This window comes from Labilibaculum antarcticum (assembly GCF_002356295.1).
Classification (GTDB): Bacteria; Bacteroidota; Bacteroidia; order Bacteroidales; family Marinifilaceae; genus Labilibaculum; species Labilibaculum antarcticum.
In genome coordinates, this window is the sequence record NZ_AP018042.1 from 1,948,147 (window position 1) to 1,968,485 (window position 20,339).

General features: G+C 35.9%; 20 protein-coding genes. 14 read left to right on the forward strand and 6 right to left on the reverse strand.

What is annotated here, in order from left to right; translation table 11 throughout:
• Positions 1-15 precede the first annotated feature (15 nt).
• Positions 16-2,595: a TonB-dependent receptor gene (locus ALGA_RS07600; protein ID WP_096428755.1), complete on the reverse strand. Its 2,580-nt coding sequence runs from the start codon at positions 2,593-2,595 to the stop codon at positions 16-18.
• Positions 2,596-3,356: 761 nt separating this feature from the next.
• Here ALGA_RS07600 and typA point away from each other — a divergent pair.
• The 7 genes from typA to ALGA_RS07635 all read left to right on the forward strand — a co-directional run bounded on the left by typA (position 3,357) and on the right by ALGA_RS07635 (position 10,266).
• Positions 3,357-5,153: a translational GTPase TypA gene (gene typA, locus ALGA_RS07605; RefSeq protein WP_096428756.1), complete on the forward strand. Its 1,797-nt coding sequence runs from the start codon at positions 3,357-3,359 to the stop codon at positions 5,151-5,153.
• Between the two features lie 558 nt (positions 5,154-5,711).
• Positions 5,712-6,149, forward strand: coding sequence for a hypothetical protein (locus ALGA_RS07610; RefSeq protein ID WP_145957584.1), 438 nt, complete (start codon positions 5,712-5,714; stop codon positions 6,147-6,149).
• Between the two features lie 12 nt (positions 6,150-6,161).
• Positions 6,162-6,485, forward strand: coding sequence for a PadR family transcriptional regulator (locus ALGA_RS07615; protein ID WP_096428758.1), 324 nt, complete (start codon positions 6,162-6,164; stop codon positions 6,483-6,485).
• A gap of 21 nt (positions 6,486-6,506) precedes the next feature.
• Positions 6,507-8,093: a PspC domain-containing protein gene (locus tag ALGA_RS07620; RefSeq protein WP_096428759.1), complete on the forward strand. Its 1,587-nt coding sequence runs from the start codon at positions 6,507-6,509 to the stop codon at positions 8,091-8,093.
• A gap of 86 nt (positions 8,094-8,179) precedes the next feature.
• A complete protein-coding gene (locus ALGA_RS07625) occupies positions 8,180-8,686 on the forward strand; it encodes a DUF4252 domain-containing protein (protein WP_096428760.1) in 507 nt (168 codons plus the stop codon).
• Positions 8,687-8,704: 18 nt separating this feature from the next.
• Entirely contained in the window at positions 8,705-8,902 is a 198-nt protein-coding gene (locus ALGA_RS07630; protein ID WP_096428761.1) for a PspC domain-containing protein, read from the forward strand.
• Between the two features lie 221 nt (positions 8,903-9,123).
• Positions 9,124-10,266, forward strand: coding sequence for a hypothetical protein (locus ALGA_RS07635; protein WP_096428762.1), 1,143 nt, complete (start codon positions 9,124-9,126; stop codon positions 10,264-10,266).
• Here the strand turns inward: ALGA_RS07635 and ALGA_RS07640 are convergent.
• Entirely contained in the window at positions 10,263-10,796 is a 534-nt protein-coding gene (locus ALGA_RS07640) for a DNA-3-methyladenine glycosylase (protein ID WP_231706087.1), read from the reverse strand. The two genes, ALGA_RS07635 and ALGA_RS07640, sit on opposite strands and share 4 nt — an antisense overlap.
• 399 nt (positions 10,797-11,195) lie before the next feature.
• Between ALGA_RS07640 and rplM the strand changes: the two genes are divergently transcribed.
• The 6 genes from rplM (at position 11,196) to frr (ending at position 15,408) form a co-directional block, all read left to right on the forward strand.
• Positions 11,196-11,651 (forward strand): 50S ribosomal protein L13, encoded by a 456-nt coding sequence (gene rplM, locus ALGA_RS07650; RefSeq protein ID WP_096428764.1) that lies wholly within the window; start codon positions 11,196-11,198, stop codon positions 11,649-11,651.
• Positions 11,652-11,657: 6 nt separating this feature from the next.
• Positions 11,658-12,044, forward strand: a complete 387-nt coding sequence (gene rpsI, locus ALGA_RS07655) for a 30S ribosomal protein S9 (protein ID WP_096428765.1) — start codon at positions 11,658-11,660, stop codon at positions 12,042-12,044.
• Between the two features lie 100 nt (positions 12,045-12,144).
• Positions 12,145-13,050 (forward strand): 30S ribosomal protein S2, encoded by a 906-nt coding sequence (rpsB, locus tag ALGA_RS07660; protein WP_096428766.1) that lies wholly within the window; start codon positions 12,145-12,147, stop codon positions 13,048-13,050.
• Positions 13,051-13,076: 26 nt separating this feature from the next.
• Positions 13,077-13,901 carry a translation elongation factor Ts gene (gene tsf / locus ALGA_RS07665; protein ID WP_096428767.1) on the forward strand — a complete coding sequence of 275 codons (825 nt, stop codon included), beginning with the start codon at positions 13,077-13,079 and terminating at the stop codon, positions 13,899-13,901.
• 99 nt (positions 13,902-14,000) lie between these two features.
• Positions 14,001-14,711 (forward strand): UMP kinase, encoded by a 711-nt coding sequence (gene pyrH / locus ALGA_RS07670; RefSeq protein ID WP_096428768.1) that lies wholly within the window; start codon positions 14,001-14,003, stop codon positions 14,709-14,711.
• A gap of 133 nt (positions 14,712-14,844) precedes the next feature.
• The gene (gene frr, locus ALGA_RS07675; protein WP_096428769.1) at positions 14,845-15,408 is read left to right on the forward strand and encodes a ribosome recycling factor; all 564 of its coding nucleotides are present in this window, start codon (positions 14,845-14,847) and stop codon (positions 15,406-15,408) included.
• A 42-nt stretch (positions 15,409-15,450) separates the two neighbouring features.
• On the opposite strand, the gene ALGA_RS07680 is transcribed toward frr, so the two are convergent.
• The 3 genes from ALGA_RS07680 to ALGA_RS07690 form a co-directional block, all read right to left on the reverse strand.
• Complete coding sequence (locus ALGA_RS07680; RefSeq protein ID WP_096428770.1) at positions 15,451-16,242, reverse strand: BtpA/SgcQ family protein; 792 nt, start codon at positions 16,240-16,242, stop codon at positions 15,451-15,453.
• A 75-nt stretch (positions 16,243-16,317) separates the two neighbouring features.
• Positions 16,318-16,665: a four helix bundle protein gene (locus ALGA_RS07685; protein WP_096428771.1), complete on the reverse strand. Its 348-nt coding sequence runs from the start codon at positions 16,663-16,665 to the stop codon at positions 16,318-16,320.
• A 65-nt stretch (positions 16,666-16,730) separates the two neighbouring features.
• On the reverse strand, positions 16,731-17,678 hold the full coding sequence (locus ALGA_RS07690) for an OmpA family protein (RefSeq protein WP_162845400.1): 948 nt from the start codon (positions 17,676-17,678) through the stop codon (positions 16,731-16,733).
• Positions 17,679-17,964: 286 nt separating this feature from the next.
• Between ALGA_RS07690 and dxs the strand changes: the two genes are divergently transcribed.
• The gene (gene dxs / locus ALGA_RS07695) at positions 17,965-19,878 is read left to right on the forward strand and encodes a 1-deoxy-D-xylulose-5-phosphate synthase (RefSeq protein WP_096428773.1); all 1,914 of its coding nucleotides are present in this window, start codon (positions 17,965-17,967) and stop codon (positions 19,876-19,878) included.
• Here dxs and ALGA_RS07700 read toward each other — a convergent pair.
• Positions 19,875-20,144, reverse strand: a complete 270-nt coding sequence (locus ALGA_RS07700) for a hypothetical protein (protein WP_145957585.1) — start codon at positions 20,142-20,144, stop codon at positions 19,875-19,877. The genes dxs and ALGA_RS07700 overlap by 4 nt on opposite strands.
• Between the last annotated feature and the right edge of the window lie 195 nt (positions 20,145-20,339).

Here is a 20,339-nt window from a genome sequence, read left to right on the forward strand (position 1 = left end):
TTTAAAGACTATTGATTAAAACTTAATTTTTAAACGCATAGAAGCTGTACGACCAAAACCATAGAAACCATAAGATGTTTTCCAGTCATGATCACCACCATCAGTCGCATCAGAAAAATACTCAGTATCGAATACATTTTGTACATTTCCATACAGTGTAGCATTTAAATTACCAAGCATAAAGTTGTATTTCACATTTAGATCAAACAAACCATAATCAGGCATTTCCCATGCTTGAGCAGAATCATTTGCATTATCCCTATCAGCAACATTAAAATAGGCATACAAATTACCATAGTAATTATAATTCATACCCACTTTTAAATCATCGAAAATTTGATAATCAAGACCCAAAGCCGCAGTAGTTTGAGCTGCATCACCAACTTTTAATCCATCGCTATAAATGGTCATGGTCTCTAAAGTCTTATCATCTTTATTATCCATGTTTACACCATTTGCAGTACCATTGCTTACCCACTGCCAATCTCCAACTGAAGCCATACCTGTTAATGTAAGATCATCAGTAACTTGGTATTTCATATCCATTTCAACACCCATATGAAGAGCATCTAAACCAAGTACGTTAAAACGCCAATCTTCATTTCGTATTGTTGTTGTAGTTGCAATAGATTTATCCATCCATTTGGTATAGTAACCATTCACATTTACTGATAACTTGTTAGAACGAAATCCGTATCCGATTTCAGCAGAATACACTTTTTCATTTTCAGCATCAGGATTTATATCATTGGCATAATTCAAAAACACACTATTGAAGAATGGTGCTTTCTCGAAGTAACCTGCATTAACAAAAACATTATGCTGTTCGTTAAGATTGTAGTTAGCACCAGCTTTAGCGCTATAACCTAGGAAATTTTGCCAAGCAGTTTTCTGATTGCCTGGAAGATATTGAAAATTATCTGTACGACGATATCTACTTTCAGTAACAGAAGCAGAAACAAATGCGCTTAAAGCGTCCTTTTGATACTCCAATTGAGAAAATAATCCTCCCCACATGATCTCACCTGGATTATCGTAGTATATTTTATCTCCTTTTTTCAATTTCTTATTACCTTCTCTATTGATATTTTTACTAATCCCATTATTATCAACATCAACAAAATAATCACCTCCTAATAAATCATCGATTTTAGAGCTGTGCTGACCGATATAATATCTAGCATCAACACCACCCGACAATTTTAAATTATCATTTAAGTCTCTGGTATAATTAGACAATACTCCGTACCACTCATGAGAATTTACAGAGTTAGTAATAATAGCTCTCGAACCAGATAATGAAGATGCATTATCAGCAATTACAGAATCATAGTCAATATATCCATCAGCAGTTACTCTCGTACTAGAACCTACTTTCCCATTATTATCGTAACGTAACCAATATTTATCGGCACCATCTGTTCCTCGTCCTCCACCTTCTGAAATAGAAGCATAAACAGAAGTTGACAATGTTGATTTTTCGTTAATTTGCCAATAGTGATTCAAAGAAGCCTGAGGCTTATGATAAAAATTATAAGCAGTATTATAACGCTCTCCATTTTTAAATCCATAATCAAGATTACGTCTGGTACCGTCTTGATGATTTTTATAATCCTCAATAGTACCTCTTGTGTATCTTTGATTATGCTTTTGTGGTGCACCAAATACAGTAAAAGTTAATCGGTGATCATCATTAATTTGCTTTGCAACTGAAAGAAAATAAGACCAACCGTTATAATCTGTACTTTTAACCCATCCATCACCCTTTGTATGAGATCCAGAAAAAGTAACAGCCCAACCGTTATCCATTAAGCCTGTTGATAAAGTCAACATTTGTTTCTCCATTCCACTATTTCCGATACCATAAGCAAAAGAACCTCCTTTTTCAGCATCAGTTGATTTAGTTATGATATTAATGGTCCCACCCACAGCAGGTGTCGCAACTTTAGACGCACCTAAACCACGCTGCACTTGCTGGCTACGAGTCACGTCAGAAAGACCGGCCCAGTTAGACCAGTAAACTTTACCATTCTCCATTCCATTAACCGGAACTCCATTAATCATTACCCCAATGTTACTGGAATCAAATCCACGTAAATTAATACGAGAATCACCATATCCTCCACCTGCTTTGGTTGCATAAACACCTGGTGTTGATTTCAACATTTCAGGGAATTCCTGAGTACCCAATTTCTCAGCTATTAAAGATTGAGAAATGGTAGAAACGGCAACTGGAGTCTGGCGTTGAATAGCAACAGAAGCCATAACATTAATTTCATTCAAGCCAATAGCGTCAGATTCTAATTTAATAACGCCTAAATCTTGCGATCCCTTTAAGACAACTTCTTTGTCAAGAAATCCAACGAAACTTACAATAACTTTGGTGGCTCCCTGAGATAACTCAAAAGTAAAAGAACCATCAAAACCTGAAACTGTACCGGAGGTTGTTCCAGCTACAACGATAGATGCACCCGGCAAACTCTCGTTGGTACTACCATCTACGACTACACCTTTTACGGTGGTTTGAGCAATAGCTGCAATGGACAACATCATGATTGCTACCATTGTCAAAATACTTCTCATAGCATTTTTCATAAAACAATTTGTTAGGTTAGTAAATTGTGTGGCATTGTTGCCACAAAATCATCTTAGCTTTTCGCGAAGAAAAGGATCACAAAAATGGTTGCTTTTTAACTTTTTAACAAAAATTAAGCAAATTAATTTTCAATGTTCATCGCTTTTATTTAGCGATTCATCGAAAAAATAAATTTCAAACTTGTAATTGGGACAATTTTTCATTTTCAACGTAAATACAAAGAACGTATCCTCTAAATTAAATGAGTAATTTAAAAATGGGTATGGAAGGTAATATTTTTCTTTCGAAATCCATAATCACTAAATCAACCAAGAACTTAGTTCTCAACTCATTTTAACATCACGATAAAAGAGTAATTAATCAAATATTAGAATAGACAAGGAATCTCAAGTTTAATTTTAAACACCAAGCCTCTTACTTATTTTTAATCTAAATTAGATAATCACTAAAATTTCATTGACAGGACAAAGAAACGATTCCAGTAAGAACCAACTGTTAATTTAACATTAAAAAAAAGGAAAGAATTAAACTTACTGCTAAAACGAATTAATTCTGCAGTAAAAGAACATTTAACGAAAAAAAAGCGTACTTTTGCACCCGCATTTTGAGTAGCCCAATCGATTCAGTCACAACATTTTCAATGAATGTGACGATCAATTGAAATGTTCAACTCGACTAATACAATACAAAGAAAGAGGATGTAGTATCCCATTTCACTAGCTTACAGCGGATATTTATTCTCAAATTAATAAAATACAAGATGAGGAAATTGAGAAACATTGCGATTATCGCCCACGTTGATCATGGTAAGACCACTTTGGTTGACAAAATGATAATGCACAGCAATATTTTTAGAAAAAATGAGAACCCAGGTGATTTAATTCTTGATAACAACGACCTGGAAAGAGAGAGGGGAATCACCATCTTATCGAAGAACGTTTCCCTTGAGTACAACGGGGTAAAGATCAATATTATTGATACTCCTGGTCACTCGGATTTTGGTGGAGAAGTTGAACGTGTTTTGAATATGGCTGATGGGGTTCTACTACTGGTAGATGCCTTTGAAGGAACTATGCCTCAAACTCGTTTTGTATTGCAGAAAGCTTTAGCTTTGGGTCTTAAGCCAATTGTAGTTGTTAATAAAGTTGACAAACCAAACTGCAGACCAGAAGAAGTTCAAGAACAAGTTTTTGAGCTGATGTTTAATCTGGATGCTACAGAAGACCAGTTAGACTTCCCAACCATTTACGGTTCGGCTAAGCAAGGCTGGATGTCAAAAGACTGGCTAAAACCAACAACTGACATTACTGCAATTCTTGATGCGGTAATTGAGCACATTCCAGCGCCAAAAATTATTGATGGCACAACACAGATGCTTATTACATCTCTTGACTTCTCATCTTACGTAGGACGAATTGCCATTGGACGTGTTCACCGAGGAGAGATTCGTGAAGGAACGGATGTTAGTTTGGTTAAGCCTGATGGCAGCATCAAAAAACAACGTGTTAAAGAATTACATATATTCACTGGATTAGGTAAAGAAAGAGTTAAATCTGTTTCGTCAGGAGAAATTTGTGCTTTAGTTGGTATTGAAGGATTCGATATTGGAGATTCTATTTGTAGTGTCGAAGACCCGGAACCTCTTGCTCCAATTGCTATTGATGAGCCTACAATGAGTATGTTATTCACCATCAACAACTCTCCATTTTATGGAAAAGATGGTAAATTCGTTACTTCCCGTCACTTGATGGACCGACTATATAAAGAACTTGAAAAGAACTTAGCTCTTAGAGTTGAGAAAACTGATTCGGCAGATTCATATATTGTATACGGACGTGGTGTTCTTCACTTATCTGTACTTATTGAAACAATGCGTCGTGAAGGATACGAAATCCAAGTTGGTCAGCCACAAGTTATCATCAAACAAATTGGTGGTGAAAAATGTGAGCCAGTCGAATTCTTGTTTATTGATCTTCCGGAAGATGTTTCAGGAAGAGCAATAGAGATCGTAACTCAACGTAAAGGAGAAATGTTAACTATGGAACGTAAGGCTGATCGTATTCACCTTGAATTCCATATTCCATCAAGAGGTATTATTGGTTTAAGAAATCAGCTGTTGACTGCTACTGCCGGAGAAGCAGTAATTTCTCATCGCTTTCTTGAATACCAACCACACAAAGGGAATATCCCAGGCCGTATTAACGGATCCTTAATTGCGATGGAAACAGGATTAACTTTTGCTTATGCTTTAAATAAACTACAAGACCGAGGCACATTTTTCGTTGCCCCAACGGTTGAGATTTATGAAGGCCAGGTAATTGGAGAGAATAATCGTGCTGGTGACTTAGTTATAAATGTTACCAAAACGAAGAAACTAACCAATATGCGTACTTCAGGTACTGATGAAAAGGTGAGATTATCACCTCCAATTCTTCACTCTCTTGAAGAGGCTCTGGAATACATTCAAGGTGACGAGTATGTTGAAGTTACACCAAACTCTATCCGTTTAAGAAAAATATTCCTTAAAGAAACTGATCGTAAAAGATCTGGCAAATAATTTTTTAAATTTCAATAGAGATATAAAAAATAAATATATTTAAATGAGCGATTTCCTAATTGGAAGTCGCTTTTTTTATTTAAACATCAAGTGGATTTTTCAAAAGAAATACAAAAGACACCCCATCTACTATACTTCAATACGTATACATTTACCCGGACAAATAGTAGCAGCTCTCTGATTTCAATAAATCTTATCATCGAAGATTACTAATTGATAACACTTGTTCCGACTGAATGAACCAATCAAATCGCATCTGTCATTTTCGAAAATTCAGGCGCAAATTCACTACAATAGCAAATCCGATACACTTATCCCTAAAATGCTAAATTTTCGCCATCTCAAGGTGATTATTTTCATTTCCCTTCCGGATTTTCATTAAGAAAACAAAAAATAGCATATTTTTTTTCATCTGCATATAGCTCATTATTGGCCTGTTATGCTTTTTAACTAAATTATTTTAGTACTAGGTCTTGCATACTACCTTCTTTTATACGTATATTTGTATAACCAGCTTGCATGCTTCAAACAGTACTATACGATATAAATTCAAATGCCATGAACAAAAGAAACAATTCACTCTGGAAAATATGCCTGATTATAATTGTTCTATTTTCCTGGACAACAGAGTCAAATGCTCAGTTTGCTTCTACGCTTGCGAAACAATCAAAAATACTATCGCCAATTGTAAAAATTGTATCTGATATTATTTTAGGAGGTGAGTCGAAAATTCCAAATATGGAACAAGAGGTAGATATAGAAAAAAGCTATTTAAACTCAAGCCTATTCTTTTTTGAAGAAAACGTACAAGTATGTAAAGATATTTTAACCGGCAATAAAGACAGCATTGGTGCAACAAATAATTCATTGCAACCACAAGAACAAATTATTATTAAAAAAGATTCTGTGCTAACGAAGAAGGACACTGAAGTAGTTGAGAAAAAAAAGCACAAAAGCATCTGGAATAACCCGGGAAACACGAAATCAAGAATTTAATTTATTCCAACCATGAAGATCGAGAATACTAAAGCCCAAATGCGAAAAGGAGTGCTGGAATATTGTATCCTATCCATTTTATCAAGAAATGATGCTTACGCTTCAGATATTATTAAAGAGCTAAAAGAGGCAAAAATGATTGTTGTAGAAGGAACGTTATATCCACTACTAACTCGTTTGAAAAACGACGGATTACTTAGCTACCGCTGGGAGGAATCAACTCAAGGTCCACCCCGTAAATATTATACGATTGCTGAATTGGGAAGTAATTTCCTTAAAGAATTAGATCAATCGTGGCAAGATTTAGTTACTGCAGTAAATACAATTAAAAAGTAAGACCCATAAACCGATATACAAATGAAAAAGACATTAACAATTAATATCAGTGGAAGCATATTCCATATCGATGAGGATGCTTTTGAAAAACTACAGGCTTATCTGCGGACTATCAATGCTCATTATGGATCTAGCGAAGAAGGTCGCGAAATAATAGCTGATATTGAAGCCAGAATTTCGGAAATTTTTCAGGAAAAACTGAGCACTAAAGATCAGGTGGTAAATGTTGATATGATAGAAGAAACCATATCCATCATGGGAAAACCTGAAGAGATATTTGCTATCGACGAAGACAGTATTGAGGACGAGTCGAATCAAGAAAGCGACACAAAAGACACTAATGGAAAGAAGAAAAGAAGATTATTCCGCGACCCCGACCACAGAGTTCTTGGCGGTGTTGCAAGTGGATTAGCTGCATATTTCGGAATTGACGTAGTTGTAATTCGCCTCCTATTTGCATTATTCTTCTTCCTCGGATATGGATTTTCATTTCTACTTTACGTGATTTTATGGATTGCAGTACCCAAAGCGGTTACTACAACTCAAAAATTGGAAATGAAGGGAAAGAAAGTCAATATTTCGAATATCGAAGAAACAATTAAAGATGAATACAAAGAGGTTAAAGAAAGTTTCGAGAATATTAGAGACAAAAGCGGACCGCAAGTTCGTGACGGTTTCGACAGTGTAATTGATTTTCTTGGCACCGCACTTCGTCTCATCCTTAAAGTTTTTATCATTCTACTTGGAATCGGATTCGTATTTGCAGGTTTCGTTACCCTAATTAGCTTTATTGGCTCAATGATTTTCGTCAATAGTTTCTTTGGTCCATTTTCAGACTTTCACTTCCCTGGTACAGTATTACCACACATGTTTCTTGACGGAAGCAGCATCACCCTATTCACAATTGGAGTGATTGTAGTGATAGGCATTCCTTTGCTACTTTTGATTTTCGCAGGTCTAAAACTCCTTTTCAACTTTAAAACCAACAATAAAATAATTGGATTTTCAGCTCTTGCTTTATGGATACTTGGGATTATTCTTTTGGTAAGTTTAAGCTTCTCTCAAATAAAAGGATACATGCAAAGCAGTACCCGTTACTCGGAAAATATCGAATTACAAGCTACTCAAACAGACACTCTTTATTTGAAAACAACTGACAATATCGATTTTGACTGGCATGACGGACACATCGGCTTAGACAATATTAAAATCATTGTTAAAGATGACAAGGAAATTATAATTGGAGAACCCACTCTTGATATCGAGAAAAGCAATACCGGTAAATTTGAAATTAAACTAAAAAAGAAATCCCGGGGAAGATCCAATGAACAAGCCAGTGAAAATGCGGAAAACATTGAATACAAATGGACGCAAACTGATTCGGTGATCACCTTCAACCAATACTTCTCTCTGCCTGCAAGCAGCAAATGGAGGAACCAAAAACTACACATCACAGTAAAAGTTCCAGAAGGAAAGGTTATCTATCTTGACAAGTCAATGAAAAAAATTATTCATGATATTGACAACATAAGCAATACATGGGACTATGACATGCTTGATGAGATGTGGATCATGCAAAAAGAAGGTTTAAGCAAACTAGAAAAATAGTTGTAATTAAATCCATGTTTTGCACCGGTTCCTTTTCAACACACACTTTGCCGGTGCAAAGATGGTAAAACATAAAAAATAACGACATGAAAAAATTTGTAATAATAATTGCAGCTATCGTATTTCCGATACTTGCACAAGCACAAACAAAAGGCGAGAAACTACATGCTAAGTATTCCAATTTAGATGGATTTAGCAGCTTTAGTTTTGCTGGAAGTTTCTTGAAAAACCTTGATTTTGATGTTGACGAAGACGAATTGGAAAAAAACATTACCGGAGATTGTAAAAACATCAAATTTCTTACTTTCAAACACGAAACCGGGAATGAAACTAAATTTATGAAGATCGTTTCTTCGGAACTTTCGAAAGGAGATGCCTACAAAGAAGTGTTAACAGATAGAGATGATAAAGATTCTGACGAAGTTCATTTCTTCGCTAAAGGAAAAGGAAAAAGATTCAGCGAATTTCATGTTCTGCACCACAATGAAAACAGAACCTCATTGGTTTCCTTTTTTGGTGATTTTGAAGTTGAGGAGTTAAAAACATTATCGCATTTCACTTTTGATGATGAAGACGAAGAGCAATATCAATAACCTCTAAAATTTTAAAATATGAAACGTTTAATTAGATCGAAGGAGAAAAAAATAGCAGGGGTTTGCGGAGGTATTTCTCAATACATCAATCCTGAACTCGACCCCATAATCGTAAGAGCCGCATGGCTGATACTTACGTTATTTAATCCGCTAATGCTTCTTGCCTACTTTATATTAGCACTGGTTTTGCCGGACTCTCCATACGAAACAGTATAATACAAATATAAAACAGTCTGATTTGAATGCTATTTTTACCCCAAATTTGGTTCTAAAGGTATTTAGTCTTTTTCATTAATATACAACTAAAGCATTCATCAGATTAGGGTTTCTCTTCCATTAGAGAAACCTTTTTTTTTGGTTGAAAAATTAAAATTTAACCAATACCAATTAAGATATTTCTTAAGATAATTGTACATTGGCAAGCGTAAAAACAAAATATGAAAAGATCATCAGTACAATTACTCATTATATTATTATTCCTGTTTACAAGCGAGTATCCTATATTGGCACAAGATTCCAATACTCCATTTTTGCACTACAAAGAATTCCAAAAGGCTGACAGTAATAAATTATTTTTACGATTTGAAAATTTCAATTTTGTAAAAAACAACGAGTATTCTGGCGATTTCTCTAATGGAACAACGTGGATTGGTTATGTTGCAACACCAAAACTGGTGTATTACCCTTCTTCTAAAATTCGAATTGAAGCTGGAGTGCGCTTACATCAATATTCGGGACGGACCAGCTACACTAAGACACAAGCCGTATTCTCGGCAAACTATCAAGCCTCGAGTAACGCGAATTTAATTTTAGGAAGCTTGAACCAAAACAACAACCATATGCTTTCGGAACCCATGTTCGAACCAGAAAAGTTCTTTACCGATAAAGCAGAAAGTGGAATTCAATTTTTGTATCGCACAAAGCGATTAAACCTTGACACATGGATTAATTGGGAACAATTCATATTAAAAGGAGACCCGTTTCAGGAAAAATTTACTTTTGGAATTTCGAACAAGTATCAATTAAATAATCCAAGCTCTCAAAACAACCTATCCATACCAGTTCAAATCCTTTTCACACATAGGGGAGGTGAAATCGACTCTTCTGACGGATCGGTCCAAACCATTGGCAACTTTTCTTCAGGACTTAATTTTTCGCGAAAAGTTGAGAATTCAGGTATTACCTCCTGGAATATCCAAGCTTTAGCTTATTACGTAAGCGACAACTCCTCTACTAGCGAATTCTTCTTTACTAAAGGACATGCTTTTTACCCACAAATTGGAGTTAATACAAAACATTCTCAATTTAAAGTAGGATATTGGAATGCATATCATTTCATAGCCTCAAGGGGGTCTGAATTATTTCAATCAATATCCTATAGCATACCCAATTCTTATCAAAACAGAAGAGAACTTGTTACGTTTAAGTATTTTTATGAGAAAAAGATAAGTAAAGGCATCCATTTAGGAGGAAAAGTAGATCTTTATTATGATCTAGTAAATTCAAATGCGAGTCATGCCACAGCAATTTACCTTAGAATCAATGGAGATTTCTTTCTGAAAAAAGTGAACTGGAATTAGAACAAAGCTTTTTCAATTTTATATCGATACAATTTATTTCTCCAGATTTCACCTGAATATTCAATATTAATTCTTGGATGAGCAGTGTAATTATATAATTGCCCCTCATCTTCAATCCATAAACGGGTTGAACTTCCTAGATCCTCTCCATAAAAACTCTTATCCAACCTCAACTTCTTTCCGACTTTACCTGGACCCTCAATCCCGTCTAAGCTTCGAATTAATATAGCCTGAGGATCGTCCTTTTTCCCAGTTACAATATTTAGCAGCCAATAAACCCCATAAATCAGATAAATATAGACACTACCACCCTTAGAATACATCACCTCTGTTCTTTTGGTTCGACCTTTTGCCGCATGACACGCCAAATCCTCTTCTCCCACATACATTTCAATCTCTGTTATTCGAAATCGCTTTTCGATCCCCGTTTCATACTTTCTTACAATGATTTTCCCCAGTAGTTGTTCGGCTACAATAGTAATATCTCTTATGTAAAAATCATTTTTCAATCGTTCATTCATTGCTTTCATATATTTACGATTATTAATCAAAAAAAATCCTTAGTTCCTGCATATCAAATCCTCCAATTGCAATTCTTTCTAAAAAAATAGCAAAAAGTAAGTCCAAAAATAAATTTATTTCATACTTTTGCAGAGAAATTGTGACGATGGGCTTATTAGTGAAGACTCCCAACCCCAACAACTTGATTCTACTACCCTTAGCAAGTACGGAATTCAACATTGGGAAATGTATCAATTTGATTTTTTGACAGACTTAACTACTCCACATTACCCCGATTATCCACATCAGGTTAAGTTATTCATCAATAAATCATTAAAAAGGTTGGTGTATTTATAGGATTCTTGTACTTTTGCAAGCCAAATTGGAATAATTGTATTAAAAAGTAATAATTATTAAAAAGTTTTAACGTGGATACATTAAGTTACAAAACAGTTTCTGCAAACAACGCAACTGCTCAAAAAGAGTGGATTGTTATTGATGCAGCAGACCAAGTGTTAGGTAGACTTAGCTCTAAAGTAGCAAAGCTAATTAGAGGTAAATATAAGCCTAATTTCACTCCTCATGTTGACTGTGGAGACAACGTGATCATTATCAATGCAGAGAAAATACGTATGACTGGAAATAAAATGACAGACAGAAAGTATTTTTCTTACACTGGACACCCAGGTGGACAAAAAGTTAAAACTCCAGCTGATCTTATGGAGAAATATCCAGAAAGATTAATTGAGCACGCTGTTAGAGGTATGCTTCCAAAGAATCGCTTAGGAAGAACTCTTTTCACAAACCTATATGTAAATGTAGGACCAGAGCACAAGCACGAAGCTCAAAAGCCAAAGAAATTAGATTTAAACACAATTAAATAAGTAGGTATGGAAGTGATTAATGCTATTGGACGTAGAAAAGCAGCTGTTGCTCGCATATACGTTAGCGAAGGTAAGGGTCAGATTACCATCAACAAAAAAGAGCTTAACGAGTACTTTACTACCGGAACTCTTCAGTATATCGTAAGACAACCTTTAAACCTTTTAGAGGTAGCTGAAAAGTACGACATCAAAGTAAATCTTGATGGTGGTGGAGTTACAGGTCAAGCGGAAGCTCTTCGTTTGGCAATATCCAGAGCACTTGTAAAAATTGATGCGGAAGCAAAACCAGCGCTAAGAACTGCAGGTTTCATGACCCGTGATCCACGTGAAGTTGAACGTAAGAAACCAGGTCAGCCTAAAGCACGTAAGAAATTTCAATTTAGCAAGCGTTAAAATTTTTGTGGCAGGTTTAGTATCTAAATTGGTAAGACTTCGATTTTCGGACTACTTAGCAATTGCCATAAAACGAATGTAAACGATTAAAAAAACAAAAATGTCAAATACAACATTTGAAGAATTATTAGAGGCAGGTTGTCACTTTGGTCACTTGACCAGAAAATGGAATCCAAAAATGGCTCCGTATATTTTTATGGAACGTAATGGAATTCACATTATTGACTTGCATAAAACTGCCGTAAAACTAGATGTTGCTGCCGCAGCAATGAAACAAATCGCTAAATCAGGAAGAAAAATTCTTTTTGTTGCTACTAAAAAGCAAGCAAAATTAATTGTTGCTGAAAAAGTAGCAGCAGTAAACATGCCATATGTAACTGAGCGTTGGCCAGGTGGAATGTTAACTAACTTCCCTACTATCAGAAAGGCTATTAAGAAAATGTCTACCATTGATAAAATGGAAGCTGACGGAACTCTTAATCACCTATCTAAAAGAGAAAGACTACAAGTATCTCGTCAAAGAGCTAAGATGGAAAAAAACTTAGGTAGTATTGCTGATCTGACCAGATTACCGGCAGCTCTATTTGTAGTTGATGTAATGAAAGAATATATCGCTGTTAAAGAAGCGAACCGTTTGGATATTCCAGTTTTTGCAATGGTTGATACTAACTCAAACCCAGAAGGTATTGATTTCGTAATTCCTTGTAATGATGATGCATCTAGCTCGGTTACTACTATTCTTGATATTGTAACCGCTGCCGTTAAGGAAGGTTTATCAGAAAGAAAAGTAGAAAAAGAAACTGAAGCATCTGATAAAAAAGTTGCTAAGCCTAAAAAGGCTAAAAAAGAAGAAGCTCCAGCTAAAGCTGAGCCTGCTGTAGAAGCAGCTCCTGCTGTAGAAGAAGCTCCTGTTGTAGAAGCTGCTCCTGTTGTAGAGGATTCTCCAGTTGCAGAAATTGCTCCAGAAGCTCCAGCTACTGAGGACGAAAAGAATGATAAGGAATAATTAACTAACAAAAAATTTGATATATCATGTCTATTAAAGCAGCAGACGTAGCCAAATTGCGTAAAGCAACTGGCGCAGGAATGATGGATTGTAAAAATGCTCTTGTTGAGGCTGAAGGTGATTTTGACGCAGCAGTAACGATTATTCGTAAAAAAGGAATGTCGATTGCTAACAAACGTGCTGACAGAAGTGCAACTGAAGGTGTAGTACTAGCTAAAGTTTCTGAAGATAAGAAAAGTGGTGCAATGATTACTTTAAACTGTGAAACTGACTTCGTTGCGAAGAATGATAGTTTCGTAGAATTTGCCACCAAAATTCTTGATTTGGCTTTGACTAACATGCCTGCTGACCTTGAAGCTTTGAAAGCTTTAGATCTTGAAGGAAGAAAAGTTGAAGAGCACGTTACAGAGCAAACCGGTATTATCGGTGAAAAAATCGATTTAAGTTTCTTTGGTAAAATGGAAGCAGAATATGCTGTTGCCTATATCCACGCGGGGAACAAATTATCTACCATGATCGGTTTCAACAATACTCTTGAAGAGCAAATGGCTAGAGACGTAGCAATGCAAGCTGCAGCTATGGCTCCTATTAGTATCGACAAGGATGATGTTGAAGCTGATGTAGTTGCAAAAGAACTTGAAATTGCAAAAGAAAAAGCTCGTATTGAAGGAAAACCTGAAGCTATGCTTGACAAAATAGCAGCAGGCCGATTGGCTAAATTCTTTAAGGAATCAACATTATTGAATCAGGACTTTGTGAAGAACAACAAGCAAACTATAAAACAGTACCTTGCTGAAGCTAACAAAGATTTAACGGTTACAAAAATGATGCGTTTCACATTAAATGCTTAATACAATTACTATTATATATTAAAAAGAGTTCCCAAAAGGAACTCTTTTTTTTTATCTTTTCGTATAATTTTCTCAACTTTAGGTACAAAATCTGAAAGAATGGTTAAATACAAACGCGTACTGCTAAAATTAAGTGGTGAATCGTTAATGGGTGATCAACAATATGGAATTGATTCACAACGATTAAGTGACTATGCCGAACAAATAAAGGAAATAACTGATCTTGGCGTGCAGGTCGGAATTGTAATTGGTGGCGGTAATATTTTCCGTGGATTAAGCGGTGCTGCTAAAGGTTTCGATCGCGTTAAAGGAGATTCGATGGGAATGCTTGCAACAGTAATTAATAGCTTAGCACTTAACTCAGCTTTAGAAGCTATTCAATGCAAATCACGTGTTTTAACAGCTATTAGAATGGAGCCAATTGGTGAATTCTACTCCAAGCAAAAAGCGGTAGACTACCTTGAAAATGGACATGTTACTATTTTCTCGGCAGGAACAGGAAATCCTTATTTTACAACAGACACAGGTTCTTCCCTTCGTGGAATCGAAATTGAAGCTGATGTAATGCTCAAAGGAACTCGCGTTGACGGAATATATACAGCTGATCCGGAAAAAGATAGTAGTGCTACAAAATTTGAAACGATTACTTTCGATGAAATCTATCACAAAGATTTGAGAGTTATGGATTTAACAGCTACTACAATGTGTAAAGAAAACAATTTACCTATAATTGTTTTTGATATGGATACTAAAGGAAATTTAAAGCAAGTAATTGAAGGTGAAAATATTGGAACATTGGTTCACAATTAACAGCCATCAGCTCTTTACTGCCGTCACATTTTTGTTTAAATAAAAAAGAAGTATCTTTATTTCATTGTAGATTTTTGTTATTTTTACAAGTACTATACATTGATCAATAAAAACATATTAAAATCTTTCTCCGATGACTGAAGAAGTTCAAATGTATCTTGAGGATACAAAGGAAAAGATGGAAGCTGCTGTTGACCATCTTGAAAACGAATTATTGAAAATTCGTGCTGGAAAAGCAAATCCAAGCATGTTGAATGGTATAATGGTAGATTATTATGGTAGCATGACTGCACTATCTCAGATTGCCAATCTTAGTGTGCCCGACCCTAGAACTATTGCAATTCAGCCTTGGGAAAGAGCAATGATTGCCCCTATTGAAAAGGCAATTATGAATTCAAATTTAGGATTTAACCCTGATAACAATGGAGAATATATCCGTATCAACATCCCAGCTTTAACTGAAGAGCGTAGAAGCGAATTGGTAAAACAAGCTAAAAGTGAATGTGAACATGCAAAAGTGAGCATTCGAAACGTAAGAAGAGACACCAATGTTGAGTTAAAGAAATTGGTGAAAGAAGGTCTGTCTGAAGATCTTGAAAAAGATGCTGAAGCAGAAGTTCAAAAACTTACTGATATTCACGGTAAAAAAGTGGATGACTTATTTGCTGAGAAAGAGAAAACTATAATGACCATATAATAATTGAAAAAAGCTGCCGATTGGCAGCTTTTTTTGTTTGTATCAGTTTCGTAACTGAGCAACGGTTTCCATAAATCTCCTCAAACGTTCTTCTGAAACCGGATTCTCCCAATATCCATCTTCCTTGAAGTGCGAACCAACAATAAAGGCAGAAGAATAATCCCAGTACTCCGAAAGATTCTCAGCAGTGATACCCGATCCAATTAAAACTGGACCATGAACAATATCTTTCAAACTCTTAAGCTCGTGCAAATAAACTGCTTTCCCTGTAGAAGAGCCTGTAACAATAACACCATCGCTTAGAAAGAACTCAGCCGCGTGAGCCGTTTCGGCAATATCAACATCCGAAGTAATTGCATGCGAGCTATGCTTCTTTTTTATATCCGTGAAAACGAGAATATCCTCAGCTCCAATTGATTTTCGGTAGCGCATTAATTCTCCTGCACAGGCATCAAAATATCCTTCATCGGCAACGTGTCCAAAAACAAACCCTTCGGCACGAATAAATTGAAAATTTGCTGCTTTTGCGACTGCCAAGGCTTCTTTATTGGCTCCAGCAAGTATTTGTATTCCTAATGGTAATTTCACAGCATCTCGCACTGCTTTTGCAACAACTGCCATAGCTGCTGTAATTTCAGGACCAACGGAACCTTTTAGGTATGGAACATCATGCATATTCTCAATTATGATGCCATCCAATCCGGCAGATTCATATTGCTTGGCTTCTTGAGCAGCAATCTCACAAATCTCAGCGATGGAAAATTTGTTTCTCGGTGTTCCTGGCAATGCCTGAACATGCACCATTCCTATTATTGATTTGTTTAAGTTCATCATATCATTAAGCTACAAGCTTCAAGTCACAAGCATCAAGAATTCCGCCGATAGAATGAAACTCAATTTTTATAATCATTATATCAATTTATTCATCAATCCTTGTAACATTTTCTGAATTTCACAAGTTTGATCAATAATCATTTCAAGCTCACTTTCAACTAGCTTCAACTTTTGCATTATCAATAATTGGGTTTCTAATTCAAAAGAAGAACCTAATGCAATCTCTAAAAACCTCCTGAAATCTTTCTCTGAATGTCTACTACACCCTTCAGCTATATTACTAGGAATCGAAATTGCAGCTCTAGTAACCTGACTTCGCAAACCGTATCTTTCTTCGACAGGTAATTGCTTTGCAATTATATAAAGGTCTTTCACCAACACCATACTTTTCTGCCAAACGGTAAGCTTTTTGAAATTTTTCATCACGCTAAATTCTAGTTCTAATTGGAAATACTTGTGACTTGTAGCTTACCCCTTGAAGCCTTGTATTAATTTGATTCCAGTATTTTAAACAATTCATCCAATTTTGGAGTTAGAATTATTTCGGTTCTACGATTCTTACTACGACCATCTGCTGTGGCGTTAGTACCAATTGGCACATATTTACTGCGACCAGCAACAGTCAATCTTTCGGCATTAATTCCAGTATTTAATATCAATATTCGAACAATCGATGTGGCTCTCTTCACACTTAAATCCCAATTGTCTTTTAACTCACCACTACCGTTGTAGGGAACATTATCCGTATGTCCTTCTATCATCACATTAATATCTTTGCTTTGAGCTAATACGCCGGCTAATTGACCTAACGCCTCCACTCCTCTTTGATCAACTTGATAACTTCCTGACTTGAAAAGAAGTTTCTCATCCATGGAAACATAAACCTTTCCATTTTTTGTGGCGATAGACAAACCATTTCCGTCAAATCCTGTAAGGGCATTCATTACCTTTTGTTTTAAAGCCCGAACAGCCTCATCTTTCCGATTCAAGGCTGATTCCAACTCCTGCAAACGTTGATCCCTCTTATTCAATTCTGCTTGTAAGGTATCCAGAGTTCGTTTGCGGGCATCCATCTCTTTTTCCAAAGCAAAAACTTCATCTTCACGTAATCTCAATTCATTTTGAGCTTTTTTAATCTGCTCTAACAATACTTTTGTTTCTTTCGCATTTCCGGCTTGCATTCCAGCCAACTGATTCAGTAAATTCTGATTGCTCTTTTCAATTCTGTTTAATCGTTCTCGTGCTGACTGAAGTCTTCTTGAAATTTGCATAGTATCAGCAAGAATACTTTTATATTTCTCATCTAAAACCTCCAATTTCCCACTCAATTCGTTATTCAACTCACTTAGGTTAAGGGTTTTTTCCTTTTCCATCTCCAATTCATCCTGACAGTTTTGTTGCTTACTTTGAAGTTCTTGAAATTGTCTTGTAGGCACACAAGAAAAGCATAGAAAAATAGATGCTAAGATAAATACCAGGACACTCGCTTTTTTAAACATTTTAAATTGTACTTTCGTTAGTAATAAAACATGTACTTCTACAGGCAAATATAAGAATCTGACATGGTATCGCCATCAATGAATGCAAGAATACTTTGGTTTTTATTATTATCTTCGTGCATTATTTTTCTTCCAGAATAATCTGCTCTAATACGATCAGTAAAATGGATGACTGACAAACAAATTCTTATTCTGTTAAACGACTAAAAGGGGGATTTCGTACATGGCTAAGTCTAAAAAACAATTTTTAGATAAAATCAATTTTCCATCTGATCTGAAAAAGGTGTCTGAAGACGATCTTATTCAGGTTTGTGAAGAGTTGCGCCAAGAAATTATTGAAGAGGTTTCCTGTAATCCCGGACATTTTGGTGCCAGTTTGGGTGTAGTAGAACTTACTGTTGCTCTTCATTATGTGCTAAATACTCCTTACGATAATCTTATTTGGGATGTGGGTCATCAGGCCTACGGACATAAAATCCTTACCGGAAGAAAAGATATTTTTCATACCAATAGAAAATACAAAGGAATAAGTGGTTTTCCAAACAGAAGCGAAAGCGAATACGATGCTTTTACTGTTGGACACTCCTCTACTTCTATTTCTGCGGCACTAGGAATGGCTACCGCAGCACATTTAAATAATGAAATAGATCGAAAAACGGTTGCTGTAATAGGTGATGGATCGATGACTGCCGGATTGGCATTTGAAGGATTAAACAATGCTGCGAATAACAATGCAGATTTATTGGTGATTCTGAATGACAACAATATGGCTATTGACCCAAATGTAGGTGGCTTAAATAACTACTTGCTGGATATCACTACTTCTCAAACCTATAACAAGGTAAGAAATGATGTTTGGAGATTTCTTGGTAAATTGAACCGGCTGAATCCAAATACTCAAAAGATTTTTCAAAAGGTAGAACAAGGAATAAAAACCATTCTGCTGAAACAAAGTAATATTTTCGAAGCTTTTAACTTCAGATATTTTGGACCTGTTGATGGTCATGATGTGAATCACATGGTAAAGATTTTAAGTGATTTACAAAAAATCCCCGGACCAAAACTGCTGCATGTTATTACACAAAAAGGAAAAGGTTTTAAACTGGCTGAACAGGATCAGACCTACTGGCATGCTCCTGGGATCTTTGACAAAGTAACCGGTGAGATTTTACAAACAAAATCTACAAGTCCGCAAGCTCCTAAATTTCAAGATGTTTTTGGCAACACTTTGGTTGAGCTAGCTGAAATGAATGACAAAATTGTTGGAATTACACCAGCAATGCCAACAGGCAGTTCATTAAATATCATGATGGAAAAAATGCCCGATCGTGCATTTGATGTGGGTATTGCCGAACAACATGCAGTTACTTTCTCGGGTGGATTGGCTGCAAAAGGAAAATTGCCTTTCTGTGCCATCTACTCTTCATTCATGCAACGCGCTTACGATCAGATGATTCATGATGTGGCTATACAAAATGTAAATGTTGTTTTTTGCTTGGATCGTGGTGGTGTGGTTGGTGCCGATGGTGCAACTCATCATGGTGTTTACGACCTTGCCTTTATGCGATGTGTTCCGAACATGACCATTGCTTCTCCGCTAGACGCCATCGAACTGAGGAATTTGATGTTTACTGCTCAGCAAGAAAACATGGGACCTTTCTCTATCCGTTATCCAAGAGGAAAAGGACGAATTATAGACTGGCATAAACCTTTCAAAATTCTTCCAGTTGGAAAAGGTCAAAAACTAAAGGATGGTAATGATCTTGCGATTCTTTCAATAGGACCAATAGGAGTAGAAGCCATGGATGCCATTGAAGAATTAGAAAAGGACGGTTATTCTGTAGCCCATTACGACATGAGATATTTGAAACCCATAGATACCGACATACTGCATGAAGTGTTTGGAAAACACAATCAAATTATCACTGTTGAAGATGCTTGTATTATTGGTGGATTAGGTTCTGCAGTAATCGAGTTCGTAAATGACAATAATTATCGAGCTAAGGTAACACGTTTGGGAGTACCTGATAAATGGGTTGAACAAGGCACACAGCAGGAATTATACCGTGAGTGTGGATACGACAAATTAGGAATTACTGAAACGGTAACTGAGATTTTAGCTAAAACCGAAGGCTAAGGGCTCTCTCTATATCCATCAGAATACGGATCAAGGTCTTCAAAGTCTCCTGTAAAAGAGTCTATTCTAGCTTGTAACTCTTGATTCATCTTAATCAGATAAACAGTATCTTCAGTACGCAACTCAACGACATTAATTTTATCGCCATTTGGTTTGGTAACACTAATTAAATCATCTTCATAAATACCATCGGGGAAGGTTCTTATTAAACGTTGAATTAACTCCGGCCCAATACTTTTGTAGTCCTTAATTACTCTTTTCATCACTCACTGATTAATAACTTCTATCAATCTTTTTCGCACTCCCGGAAACGAATCAGGGTAAATAAGAGTTTCAATACAAGATCACTTATCTTCGTTTACTACTCTCAATTTAAGGAATTTGAGAGTATGAAAAAAAATATTCTTGACAATTAGCCACTATTTAAATACGCGCAAATCATTAAATAGAATAATGATTTG